Annotated in this window: 13 protein-coding genes; 5 read left to right on the forward strand and 8 right to left on the reverse strand. The window is 64.0% G+C overall.

The window, feature by feature from the left end; genetic code table 11:
• Positions 1 to 59 precede the first annotated feature (59 nt).
• The 4 genes from hisA to hisB form a co-directional block, all read right to left on the reverse strand.
• Positions 60 to 785, reverse strand: a complete 726-nt coding sequence (hisA, locus tag ACZ1JX_RS10535; RefSeq protein ID WP_465123512.1) for a 1-(5-phosphoribosyl)-5-[(5-phosphoribosylamino)methylideneamino]imidazole-4-carboxamide isomerase — start codon at positions 783 to 785, stop codon at positions 60 to 62.
• Positions 786 to 807: 22 nt separating this feature from the next.
• Positions 808 to 1,947, reverse strand: coding sequence for a glycoside hydrolase family 130 protein (locus ACZ1JX_RS10540; RefSeq protein ID WP_465123513.1), 1,140 nt, complete (start codon positions 1,945 to 1,947; stop codon positions 808 to 810).
• A gap of 66 nt (positions 1,948 to 2,013) precedes the next feature.
• A complete protein-coding gene (gene hisH / locus ACZ1JX_RS10545) occupies positions 2,014 to 2,643 on the reverse strand; it encodes an imidazole glycerol phosphate synthase subunit HisH (protein ID WP_465123514.1) in 630 nt (209 codons plus the stop codon).
• On the reverse strand, positions 2,636 to 3,229 hold the full coding sequence (hisB, locus tag ACZ1JX_RS10550) for an imidazoleglycerol-phosphate dehydratase HisB (RefSeq protein ID WP_465123515.1): 594 nt from the start codon (positions 3,227 to 3,229) through the stop codon (positions 2,636 to 2,638). Before hisB ends, hisH begins: the two co-directional genes overlap by 8 nt.
• An 85-nt stretch (positions 3,230 to 3,314) precedes the next feature.
• Here hisB and ACZ1JX_RS10555 point away from each other — a divergent pair, with 85 nt between their 5' ends.
• From ACZ1JX_RS10555 to gmk, 3 genes are all read left to right on the forward strand, one after another.
• Positions 3,315 to 3,812: an SspB family protein gene (locus tag ACZ1JX_RS10555; RefSeq protein ID WP_465123516.1), complete on the forward strand. Its 498-nt coding sequence runs from the start codon at positions 3,315 to 3,317 to the stop codon at positions 3,810 to 3,812.
• Between the two features lie 112 nt (positions 3,813 to 3,924).
• The gene (locus ACZ1JX_RS10560) at positions 3,925 to 4,239 is read left to right on the forward strand and encodes a hypothetical protein (protein ID WP_465123517.1); all 315 of its coding nucleotides are present in this window, start codon (positions 3,925 to 3,927) and stop codon (positions 4,237 to 4,239) included.
• Positions 4,240 to 4,290: 51 nt separating this feature from the next.
• On the forward strand, positions 4,291 to 4,941 hold the full coding sequence (gmk, locus tag ACZ1JX_RS10565) for a guanylate kinase (RefSeq protein ID WP_465123518.1): 651 nt from the start codon (positions 4,291 to 4,293) through the stop codon (positions 4,939 to 4,941).
• A gap of 20 nt (positions 4,942 to 4,961) precedes the next feature.
• On the opposite strand, the gene ACZ1JX_RS10570 is transcribed toward gmk, so the two are convergent.
• From ACZ1JX_RS10570 to ACZ1JX_RS10585, 4 genes are all read right to left on the reverse strand, one after another.
• Positions 4,962 to 5,849 carry an SMP-30/gluconolactonase/LRE family protein gene (locus tag ACZ1JX_RS10570; protein WP_465123519.1) on the reverse strand — a complete coding sequence of 296 codons (888 nt, stop codon included), beginning with the start codon at positions 5,847 to 5,849 and terminating at the stop codon, positions 4,962 to 4,964.
• Positions 5,850 to 5,854: 5 nt separating this feature from the next.
• Complete coding sequence (locus tag ACZ1JX_RS10575) at positions 5,855 to 6,658, reverse strand: SDR family oxidoreductase (protein WP_465123520.1); 804 nt, start codon at positions 6,656 to 6,658, stop codon at positions 5,855 to 5,857.
• Positions 6,659 to 6,791: 133 nt separating this feature from the next.
• Positions 6,792 to 7,931: an acyl-CoA dehydrogenase family protein gene (locus tag ACZ1JX_RS10580; RefSeq protein ID WP_465123521.1), complete on the reverse strand. Its 1,140-nt coding sequence runs from the start codon at positions 7,929 to 7,931 to the stop codon at positions 6,792 to 6,794.
• A 3-nt stretch (positions 7,932 to 7,934) separates the two neighbouring features.
• On the reverse strand, positions 7,935 to 9,095 hold the full coding sequence (locus tag ACZ1JX_RS10585) for an acyl-CoA dehydrogenase family protein (RefSeq protein WP_465123522.1): 1,161 nt from the start codon (positions 9,093 to 9,095) through the stop codon (positions 7,935 to 7,937).
• A gap of 194 nt (positions 9,096 to 9,289) precedes the next feature.
• Here ACZ1JX_RS10585 and ACZ1JX_RS10590 point away from each other — a divergent pair, with 194 nt between their 5' ends.
• Both ACZ1JX_RS10590 and ACZ1JX_RS10595 read left to right on the forward strand, forming a co-directional pair.
• A complete protein-coding gene (locus tag ACZ1JX_RS10590; RefSeq protein WP_465123523.1) occupies positions 9,290 to 10,138 on the forward strand; it encodes an SDR family NAD(P)-dependent oxidoreductase in 849 nt (282 codons plus the stop codon).
• Entirely contained in the window at positions 10,135 to 11,562 is a 1,428-nt protein-coding gene (locus ACZ1JX_RS10595; protein WP_465123524.1) for an MFS transporter, read from the forward strand. Before ACZ1JX_RS10590 ends, ACZ1JX_RS10595 begins: the two co-directional genes overlap by 4 nt.
• Positions 11,563 to 11,647: the final 85 nt, after the last annotated feature.

Genomic DNA, 11,647 nt, shown 5'->3' on the forward strand with positions numbered 1-11,647 from the left:
GCTAGTCAGCAAGCTGACAAGCCTTCGTATCTCTCCCCTGTAGGGGAGAGAGCAAGACCTTAAGCCTCAGCCATCGCAATGGCAGCCGCAAGATCAAGCTTGCCTTCGAACAGCGCGCGGCCGGTGATGACGCCTTCGATGCCGTCTGCCTCGTGGATCTTGAGCATGCGGATATCGTCGATACCCTTGACGCCGCCGCTGGCGATCACGGGGATGTCGACGCGGCGGGCAAGTTCGACCGTGGCATCGAGGTTGACGCCCTTGAGCAGACCGTCGCGGCCGATGTCGGTGAAGAGCAGGCTGGCGACGCCTGCGTCCTCGAAGCGGCGGGCGAGATCGACGACCGAGACGTCGGACACGTCGGCCCAGCCTTCGGTGGCGACCATGCCGTCACGCGCGTCAACCGCAACAACGATGCCGCCGGGGAATTCCTTGGCCATGTCCTTGACGAACTGCGGGTCCTTGAGCGCAGCTGTGCCCATGACGACGCGGCTGACGCCGAGGTCGAACCAGCCCGAGACCGCATCGCGCGTGCGGATACCGCCGCCGAGTTGCACGTGGCCGTCGAAGGCCTTGAGGATGCCTTCCACCGCCTCGCGGTTCTCGGCCCGGCCCGCGAAGGAGCCATCGAGATCGACGACGTGAAGGTACTGCGATCCGGCTTGCGCGAACAGGCTCGCCTGATGGGCGGGGTTGTCGCCGTAGACCGTGGCGCGGTCCATGTCTCCTTCGGCGAGGCGAACGACCTGGCCAGCTTTCAGGTCAATGGCAGGAAAGACGATCATGGAGCGCGCGCCTAGCAGCGCTTTAGCCGGAACGGAAGGCTTCCTTCGGCACATGCGTGACGCGGCAGGCAAGATCGGCCTCGCCCGAGGCGACGATGTAGCGATCTTCGAGTTCGGCGATGCCGGTGGTGAACACCACGTCGCGCAAGTAGAGCAGGTCTTCGAGCGGGCGGGTCAGCTCGGCGTCGGGTTCGAGCAGGGGCGTGTGGCTGCCGCCGATGGTCTTCCACGGCTGATCCGCGTCGAGCAGGGACCAGTAGGTGCGGTAGATGCCGACCATCTCCTTGGGCTCGACGCCGTGCCACAGGGTGAGCCATACGCGCTGGCCGTCGATCTCGGTGAGGATCGGCGGGGTGCCGCCACCCATGCGGGCCGTGGCAGCGGTACCGGCGTGGGGCCGGATGCCGGGCTCAAGGTGCGGCTTCCAGTGGAGGGCGTCGGGGGAAGTCGCGAGGTTGATCGAGGGGCCGGAGCGCCAGTCGCTGCCGGGGGGATAGGCGAAGTACAGATCGCCCAAGGGCCGGGTCTGGGCCCAGTACTCACCGTGGACGAGGCCTTCGAAGATCAGCATATCCTTGTTCTGGTGATCGAGGACGAGGCCCTCGAACTTCCAGTCGAGCCCGTTGGCGGAGGTGTAGAGCGTGGTCGAATGGCGTTCGGGGCTGACCGAGCAGGTGGTCATCAGATAGGCGCCCTCGCCCATGCGGGAGATGCGGGCATCCTCGATGCCGTAGCACTGGTAGGTGCCTTGCGGGGCGATGGCCCTGTCGTAATGGACCGCGACAACTTCGAGGCCGTCGGGCGTCATTTCCACCGGGAGCAGCCATGACAGCGAGGTGAGCGCCATGATCTTCCACCCGCCGCCGTGGAGCAGGAACTTGCGCGGGTCCGAGGTATCGACCAGTTCCAGCGGCCAGCCATCGAGTACGTATCCGCCGTCATGCCAGCGGATTGCGTGGACCTTGCCGTCGCGGATGGGATGGCGCAGCGCCTCGGCAACGCGAACCATGAAGAGCAGGTTGCCGTTGGGCAGGACGGTCAGGCCGGGATTGAAGGTCCCCAGCACGAAGGTTTCGGCACCGAAGTGACCCCGGAGCGGCGAGCGCTCGAGATCGACCATGAAGGGTGTGAAGACGAGGCGGTCGAACGGAAACTGGGTCATGCAGGCGAGGCTCCTTCAAGTGAAGGTAAGGCCTCGCGAGAGCATAGCGTTCCCCAACCTATCGCGTCAGGGCTTCCATTCGAGGAAGCGGGAAAGGAGCGCGAGGCCGTAGGACTGGCTCTTTTCCGGGTGGAACTGGACGCCCAGAATATTGTCGCGCGCCACTGCTGCGACAATGCCGCCGCCATGATCGCTCATCGCTGCCACGTGCGCACCCTCTTCGGGGACGAAGTGGTAGGAGTGGAGGAAATAGGCCTCGCCCGGTTCGAGCAGTTCCGCCGCGCCCTTGTGCGGCATGGGTGCCACGTCGTTCCAGCCCATGTGCGGGACCTTGATCGAAGGGTCGGCCGGTTCGATCACGCGGACTTCGCCGCCGATCCAGCCAAGGCCATCGGTCGTGCCGAATTCGATGCCACGATCTGCAAGAAGCTGCATGCCGACGCAGATGCCGAGGAACGGGGCTCCGCCCACCAGCACACGCTCTTCCATGGCTTCGACCAGGCCGGGGACGGCAGAGAGCGCACCGATGCAGGCGCGGAAGGCGCCGACGCCGGGCAGGACGATACGGTCGGCCGCGCGTACGACGCTGGGATCGGCGGTGACGACCACGCCTTCGGCGCCGGCAGCTTTCAGCGCATTGGCGACAGAGCGGAGATTGCCCGCGCCGTAATCGACCAGCGCGAGGGTATCAGCCACCGAGGATGCCCTTGGTGGAGGGCACCGCATCAGCCTTGCGCGGGTCGATGGCGATCGCCTGCCGCATCGCGCGGGCAAAGCCCTTGTAGATGCCCTCGATGATGTGGTGGTTGTTCGAGCCGTAGAGGCTTTCGATGTGCAGCGTGATCCCGGCGGCTTGGCTGATCGAGGCGAACCAGTGTTCGAACAACTCGGTGTCCATCTCGCCAAGGCGCGGCTGGGTGAAGGCGGCCTTCCAGACCAGCACCGGGCGGCCCGAGATGTCGAGCGCCACGCGGCTCAGCGCTTCGTCCATCGGCGAGTAGGTGTGGCCGTAGCGGGTGATGCCCATCTTGTCGCCCAGTGCCTGCGCGATGGCTTGCCCCAGCGCGATGGCGCTGTCTTCGGTGGTGTGGTGCTGGTCGACGTGCAGGTCGCCCTTCACGCGGCATTCTATGTCAATCAGCGAGTGCCGGCTGAACTGCTCGATCATGTGATCGAGGAAGCCGATGCCCGTTTCCACCTTGTAGGTGCCGGTGCCATCGAGGTTCACCGACACGGCAATGTCGGTCTCCTCGGTCTTTCGCGTGATCGATCCGGTGCGCATGGCAAGCGCCTATACGCCGCTCCTGTTTAGAATCAATCACCGTCCCCACTTGACCCGAACGGCGCGTGCAGTCAGTTGTGACGCCATGAGCGATGCACCTGACAGCCTGATACCCTACGACGAAATCGTGCAGGAGGCCCTGCGCGCCGTGGTTGGCAGAGTGCTGGGCCAGGTAGCAGCCGGCGGCGGCATGCTGCCGGGTACGCACCACTTCTACATCACCTTCAAGACCGGCGCTCCGGGCGTGGACATCCCGCAGCGCCTGCGCGAGCGGTTTCCGGACGAGATGACGATCGTCCTCCAGAACAAGTTCTGGGACCTCAAGGTCGAGGAAGACCTTTTCAGCGTCGGTCTTTCGTTCAACCAGATCCCGTCAACGCTGGTGATTCCGTTCTCGGCAATCACCGCCTTCGTCGATCCAGCAGTCGATTTCGGGCTGCAGTTCCAGGCCGTGGTCGATGACGAGGCCGAGCCGGTAGAGCCTGCAGAGAACGATTCGCCGGAACAAGTCGACAAGCCGGCTGTTGAGCGGAACGAGGACGGCTCGAATGTCGTCACTGTCGATTTCGGCAAGAAGAAGTAAGGGGCTCCGCGCCCCGCTTACAAAAGGCAAGGGCATGGCAGGCAAGGGCAGAAAACTTGTGGTGGCAGCAAAGCGAGCTGCCGATAAGGTGCCCGCGCCAAGCCCCAATCCGATGACCAACCTGATTCTCGCCGACGTCGCGCTGCGCACTGGCGGCGCGCTGCTGCGCAGGGGTGTCGAGAAGGGGCTGATCGGGTCGAAGCTTGGCTCGAAAAAGGCCGGGCGGATCATCAAGGGTCGCTCGATGTTGCAGACTCTGGTCGGCACGGCCATCGCCCGGGTAGCGACGCGTTCGGTTCCCGGCGCCATCGTGGTCGGCGGCGGACTTCTCGCCAAGACGCTCTACGATCGTCGGCGCAGCCGCAAGGCCGAGGCCGCCGGCGAAGTGGCGGTCGACGAACAGGCCGAGCGCAGCAAGAAAGCCTGAGCGAAGCCTTCCCCACTTGACCGCGCGGGAACCGATGCGCCACTAGCGCACATGGTTCACGAGTCCCACGACGACGATACCCTGCACCGCCGGGGCCTGATGTTCATCCTTTCCTCGCCATCGGGCGCTGGAAAGACCACGATCGCGCGCAAGCTGCTGGCCGAGGATGACGAGATCGCGGCATCGGTTTCTGTCACGACCCGGCCGATGCGTCCGGGCGAAGTCGAAGGGAAGGACTACTACTTCGTCGACAAGGCCGAGTTCGACCGAATGGTCGAGGCCAACGAATTCTATGAATGGGCCGTGGTATTCGGGAATTGCTACGGCACGCCCAAGGCCCACATCCGCGACCGGCTGAAATCGGGCGGCGACGTCCTGTTCGACATCGACTGGCAGGGCACGCAGCAACTCTATCAGAAGGCGCAGGCCGACGTGGTGCGCGTGTTCATCCTGCCGCCCAGCCTCGAGGAACTGCACCGCCGCCTGACCGGGCGCGGGACCGACAGCCCTGAAGTGATCGACGCCCGGATGGCCCGCGCGCAGGCCGAGATCAGCCACTGGGATGGCTATGATTACGTGGTCATCAACGACGACGTGGCCAGCTGCTTCGAAAAGGTGCGCGAGATTCTTGCCGCCGAGCGCATGAAGCGGACGCGACAGACGGGGCTTATCGATTTCGTGCGCGGGTTGATGCGGGGCTGATCGGGCTTCAGGGGTGGACTTCAGGGTAGGCCCGCGTGGGGCATGTCCACTTCCGTTAACAGGATTGCTCCGCTGGGAAGTACACCCGCGCCGGGTTCGACAGTGTCCGCAACCAGCATGAACAGGTGGCGTCCCTCCGGCCCGCCAAGCATGCAGGCGTAGCAATTGCGGTTGCCTGTCTCGACCACTTCCAGCACTTCCCCGCCCTCAGCGATGCGCACGCATTCACCGGCAAAGGCATTCGCGAACCAGACCGCGCCTTCTGCATCGAGGGCAATGCCATCGGGTGAGCACAAGGGGGTTTCCGCCCATGTCCTGCGATTCGACAGGCGACCATCCAGCCCGATGTCGAAGGCGGTCAGCCTGCGGCCAAGGGATTCAGCAACGATCAGTGTCTGGCCATCGGGCGTGATCACGCTGCCGTTGGCGAAGGCCATGCCCCTCGCAGCGACGCTGACACTGCCATCCGGCCTAACGCGGGCGAGGTCAGCCAGCGGCGGATCTGCCGCAACGTCGGCAAATGATCGCTGCATGAGTTCGGCAAAGTCCACGCCGAAATTGCCGACCCATGCACCGCCATGGGCGTCGACGACCATGTCATTGCACGGGTGTCTGGCAACGCCCGATAGATCGGCGTGAATGGCGACAGTTCCGTCCGGCCAGAGACGGCGCACTTCGCGGCTGTTCATCGCAACGAACAGGAATGAGCCATCGGGCATCCAACCGAGACCCGATGGCTGATCGTCCAGCTCAAGCTCGATGGTAACGTCTCCACCCATCCCGACAGACCGGATGGACTGCGAGAAGAAATCCGAGAACCACAGCCGCCCGCCCCGGTCGTCCGCCCGCCAGCGCGGCCCTTCGCCAAACGTCAGACCTTCCACCAGCGTGCGAACGGTGCGGGGCATAGGTGTCAGTGCCCGCTTGGATCGATGGCGTTCTCCGGAACCCATGCGTTTACGATACCGCCATCGATGGGGAGCGGCGTTCCGACGACGTAGTCGCCCGCGCGGCTGGCGAGGAAGATTGCGCCGCCAGCCATGTCCTCGATCGTGCCCACGCGCTTCGAAGGGATGCCCCGCGACGACGCTTCGGGGTTCTTGGCCGCAGCCTTGTTCATTTCCGAGGGGAAAGCGCCGGGGCAGATGCAGCTGGCGACGATGTTGTCGCGCACGAGACGGGCCGCCATGCGCTTGGTCAGCTGGATGACGGCAGCCTTGGACGCCTGGTAGCTGTAGGTTTCCCAGGGGTTGAGGCGTAGGCCATCCACCGAGGCGATGTTGATCACCTTGGCGGGCTGTTCCTTGCTGGCAGCCGCCTTGAGCAGGCCGTGCAGCTTCTGGGTCAGGAAGAACGGGGTCTTGACGTTGAGGTCCATGACCTTGTCCCAGCCCACTTCGGGGAAGTCCTCGAAATCGGCGCCCCAGGCGGCGCCTGCATTGTTGACGAGGATGTCGATCTTTTCCTCGCGCGCGGCAAGGTCAGCTGCAAGCTGTTCGATCCCGGCGACGTTGGAAATGTCACCGGCAATGGCAATGCATCGTTCGCCAAGGCGTGCTGCGGTTTCCTCGACAACGGCGACCTTGCGCGCGGTGATGTAAACGCGCTTGCACCCGGCGGCAATGAAACCTTCGGCGATCATCTCGCCGATACCACGCGAACCGCCGGTGACGACCGCGACGCGGCCTTCGAGGCTGAAGAGCTTGCTGAAATCCATTGGTCCGTTCCCTTCCGGCCATCTATGCGACCGTTGTGTAATCGTCCTTCGACAGGCTCAGGACGAGCGGATCTGGTGCAAAACCAAAACCCGCTCATGCTGAGCTTGTCGAAGCATCACGCGCTTCGTCTGATCAATACCCGCTGAGTTGGGCGACACGCTCCGCGTGATAGTACTGGTCGCCCATGAACTCGGCCAGCGAACGGTCGCGCTTCATGTAGAGGCCGATGTCGTATTCATCGGTCATGCCGACGCCGCCATGCATCTGCACGCCTTCACGGACCGAGAGGTTGCACGCCTTGGCGGCCTTGGCCTTGGCGACAGAGATCATCAGATCGGCGCGTTCCGAATTGCCATCGAGAAGCTGCTGCGCCTTGATCACGGCGGCTTCGGCGATTTCGAGTTCGGAATAGAGATGCGCGGCGCGGTGCTGGAGCCCCTGGAACTCGCCGATCAACTGGCCGAACTGCTTGCGGGTCTTGAGGTAGGCGGTCGTGATATCGAAAGCGCCCTGCCCGACGCCGGTCAGCTCGGCGGCAGCGCCGATGCGGCCTGCGCGCAGGACCTTGTTGAGCAGTTCGCGCCCGCCATCGACCTCGCCGATCACGCAATCGCCGTCGAGTTCGACATTGTCGAAGGTGACGTTGCTGGCCATCGCGCTGTCGACCAGACGCAGGTTCTCGTGGGAAATGCCCGCCGCATCCTTGGGCACTGCGAAGAGCGTGATGCCGTCATTGTCGGTGTCGCTGCCCGAAGTGCGGGCCGCGACGATGATCGCGTCGGCAGACGCGCCCTGCACCACGAAAGCCTTGCGGCCCTGAAGGCGGAAGCCGTTGCCGGCCTTCTCCGCCTTGCAGGCAATGCGCTCGGGACGGTGCTTCGGGCCTTCGTCGATGGCGACAGCGAGCACGCTGTCCCCCGCGATCACCCCCGGCAGCCAGCGTCCGCGCAGGTCCTCGGAGCCACCGGCAAGCGCGGTGACGCCCATGACCGAGGTGGTGAGGAACGGTGACGGGGTGAGGTTGCGACCAATCTCTCGCAGAACGATGCCCGCCTCGACATGTCCCATGGCCAGCCCGCCATCGGCCTCGGCCGCGAGCATGCCGGTGAGGCCCATCTCGGCGAACTGCTTCCACAGGGCATGGCCGAAGCCATCCTGGCAGTTGATGTCGCGATAGTGGCGCAACTGCTTCTTGATGCCACCTTCGTCGGCCATGAAGCCGGTGACGCTCTCGGCCAGCATGGCCTGATCTTCGGTATGGTACAGGGGCATGGATCAGGCTCCCGGCAGTTCGAGAATGCGTTTGGCGACGACGTTGAGCATGACTTCGCTGGTGCCGCCTTCGATCGAGTTGGCCTTTGTGCGAAGCCACGAACGGGCGGGCGTTCCGCCGTTGGTGCGCTCGCTGTCCCACTCCAGCGCGGTCGCTCCGCCTGCCGACATCAGCAGTTCGTGGCGGCGCTTGTTCAGTTCGGTGCCTGCATACTTCATCATGTTGGGCTGGGCGGGATGGGCCTTGCCGACCTTGGCTTCGTCGAGGAACTTTTCGCCCATGCAGGCATAGGCCAGGGCATCGACATCGAACATGGCGAGGTCTGCGCGCAGGATCGGGTCTTCGAGGCCATTTCGCGCCACGACTGCACCGATGGCATTGAGGCGATCGCCACCGCCCGCGCCCGAGATCATCTCGCGCTCATGGCCGAGGAGGTACTTGGCGACGTCCCAGCCACGGTTGAGTTCGCCAACGATCTGGTTCTTCGGCACGACGACGTTGTCGAAGAAGGTTTCGCAGAACGGCGAGTTGCCGCTTATCAGCTTGATCGGCTTGGTCGTAACGCCCGGGGTGGTCATGTCGAACAGCAAGAAGCTGATGCCCTGGTACTTGTTGGCCTTGTCGGTGCGGACGAGGCAGAAGATCCAGTCGGCCTTGTCGGCATAGGAGGTCCAGATCTTCTGGCCGTTGACGACCCAGTGATCGCCCTTGTCTTCACCGAAGGTCTGCAGGGACACGAGGTCGGAACCCGAGCCGGGTTCCGAATAGCCCTGGCACCAGCGGATTTCGCCGCGGGCGATCTGATTGAGGTAGTGGACCTTCTGCTCTTCGGTGCCGAACTTCAGCAGTGCGGGACCGAGCATCCAGATGCCGAAGCTGGAAAGCGGTGGGCGGGCGCCGATGCGTGCGAGCTCCTCGCGCCAGATCTTGGCCTGAGCCGGAGACATGCCCGCGCCACCATAGGCCTCGGGCCAATCGGGCACGGTATAGCCCTTGGCGGCGCAGCGATCCATCCAGGTCTTCTGCGCTTCGTTCTTGAACTGGAAGTTGCGTCCGCCCCAGCAGACATCGCCCTCATCGCGGACGGGCTCACGCATTTCGGCAGGGCAATTCTCTTCGAGCCACGCGCGGATTTCGCTGCGGAAAGCATCAAGGTCTGACATGGTTGTGCTCCTCTCTTAATCGGAAGGTTAAGGCGAGTCGCGAGGCGATGGCAAGGGCGGATTTTCGGCCGCTTTCCTGCGCTTTGGGGCAAGTCCAGCATGCCGTAGCGTCAAGTGCAGCAGCATTGACGCGAGGTCTTTCGCGCCTAAGCTGACGTAAACGTAAAACAACGAAAAATGCGCTGGAGAGAGGCATGCGGTTCAACGGAAAGACGGTCGTCGTGACCGGGGCAGCATCGGGAATCGGGCGGGCCACGACCATCGCCTTCGCAGCCGAGGGCGCCACGGTCTATGCTGCCGACATCGACGAATCGGGCCTCGCCGAAACGGCAGCGGCATCGAACGGCAAGGTCGTGACGGCACATTGCGACGTCACCCGCTGCGAGGACATCAAGGCACTGATGGACCGGGCGGCGGCCGAGACCGGCGGGATCGACTGCGTGTTCAACAACGCTGGTGCAGGCGGCGATCGTACGCCCATCGACGAGATCGAGCCTGAAGGCTGGGACCGCACGATGGATCTGCTGCTCCGCTCGGTCGCCTTCGGCATCCGCTATGCCGTGCCGCACATGATCGGGCGCAAGGGTGCCTCGTTCGTCAACACCTCGAGCGTCGCCGCCGTGGGGCCGGGATATTCACCGACCGCCTATGCCGTGGCGAAGGCCGGCGTGCTGCACCTGACCAAAGTGGCGGCGGCGGACCTCGCCAAGCACCAGATCCGCGTGAACGCGGTGCAGCCGGGCTTCATCAATACGAACATCTTCACCGCGTCGTTGGACATGCCTGCAAAACTGGAAGCGCAGGCCAAGGATGCAATCGCCGCAATGTCGAGCCAAGCGCAACCCGTGGCGCGGGGCGGACAGGCAGACGACATCGCGCAGGCGGTGCTGTTCCTTGCCAGCGAGGCAGCAGGCTTCGTCAACGGCACTTCGCTGATCGTCGATGGTGGCATCACCATCGGACCGCGCCACAGCTGGGACCCGAACATGCCGGGCCTGTTCGATGCGCTTGAGCAGATGGCGCAGAGCGGCAAGGTTTCATGATCCCGATACAGGGCAAGGTTCCGACCCGCCTCGCCCTTGCCAATGGCCTGGGCAGCGTGGCCTATGGCGTGAAGGACAACGGCTTCGCGACGTTCCTGCTGCTGTTCTACAATCAGGTGCTGGGCATGGATGCCCGGCTGGTCAGCCTTGCGCTGCTCATCGCCTTGGTATTCGACGGGCTGATCGACCCCATCGTCGGCCATTTCAGCGACCGGACGCGGACGGCGTGGGGGCGACGACTGCCGTTTCTCTACATCGCGCCGATCCCGCTGGCGCTGGCATGGGTGTTTTTGTGGTCGCCGATTGGCGAGCCGAGCTTCTTGATGCTGCTGTTCTCGGCAATCATGGTCCGCGCTCTCGTGGCGATGTGCGAGGTGCCTTCGGCCGCGCTGGTGGCGGAAATCAGCCGCGATTACGACGAACGCACCCGCCTCACCCGCTTCCGATTTCTGTTTTCGTGGGGTGGCGGACTGCTGATGCTGCTGCTGGCCTATGGCGTGTTCCTGCCCAACGCAATGCTGGCGCGTGAAGGGTATCGCAACTTCGGGCTGTTCGGTGCGGGGCTGATGGTCACTTGTGTGCTGGTTTCGGCCATAGGCCAGCATCGCGCGGTCGCGGGGTGGCCACCGGAGCGGGCGTCGACGGGCAAGAGCGCCTTCGCCTCTCTGGGAGAGATTCGCGAGAGCTTCTCGCATACTGCCTGCCTGATCGTAATGGCCGGGATTGCGGCAGCGCTTACCGCACAGGGGCTGACTTTCGCGCTGTCGAACTACCTCTATCTCTACGTCTGGAAGTTTACGTCGACTGCACTGCAGGCCTTCCCGTTCCTGCTGTTCGCCAGCGTCGTCGGCGCATCGTTGCTGGTGGGCCGTGCGCAACTGCGCTGGGGCAAGGCAGGGACGGTGATGCGGATGGCACCGCTTGGCATGGTGTTCTGGGCGGGGCCGTTGCTGCTGCGCTGGCTGGGCCTGTGGGCACCGGATGGAAGCACCACATCGCTCGCCGGCATGTTTGCCTGCACGCTGCTGTCGAACACATTCACCGTCACTGGAACGATGACGCTGTGGTCGATGGTGGCCGACGTGGTCGAGGCATCGGAAGAGCAGACCGGTCGGCGATCGGAAGGGACGTTGTCGGCGGGCGCGTTTCTTGCCTCGAAATGTGCGGGCGGGCTTGGCGTGTTCTGCACGGGCCTGCTGCTGAGCTTTGCAGGACTCGAGCCCAACACCGCTCCCGATGCCGTCGCGCCCGAAGTGACCTATCGCCTGAGTCTCGCCTACGTCGCGAGCATTGCCGTGCTGGCAGGGCTTACGGCATTCGTCGTGCGGCGTTTCCCGATCGACAGGGCCACGCATCAGGCCCGTCTGGCGAGACTCGATCAGGTCGCCAAGGTCGATCCCGACGCCGCGGGATTGCATCCGTGATGCGCCGAAATGACCTCGATCAACGACATGACTTAACCGATCGCTTAATTTCCGCTTGAATTCACCGTCTGCCCGTTGAACAGTG

Source organism: Novosphingobium sp. BL-A-41-Hi4A-0G (assembly GCF_055521735.1).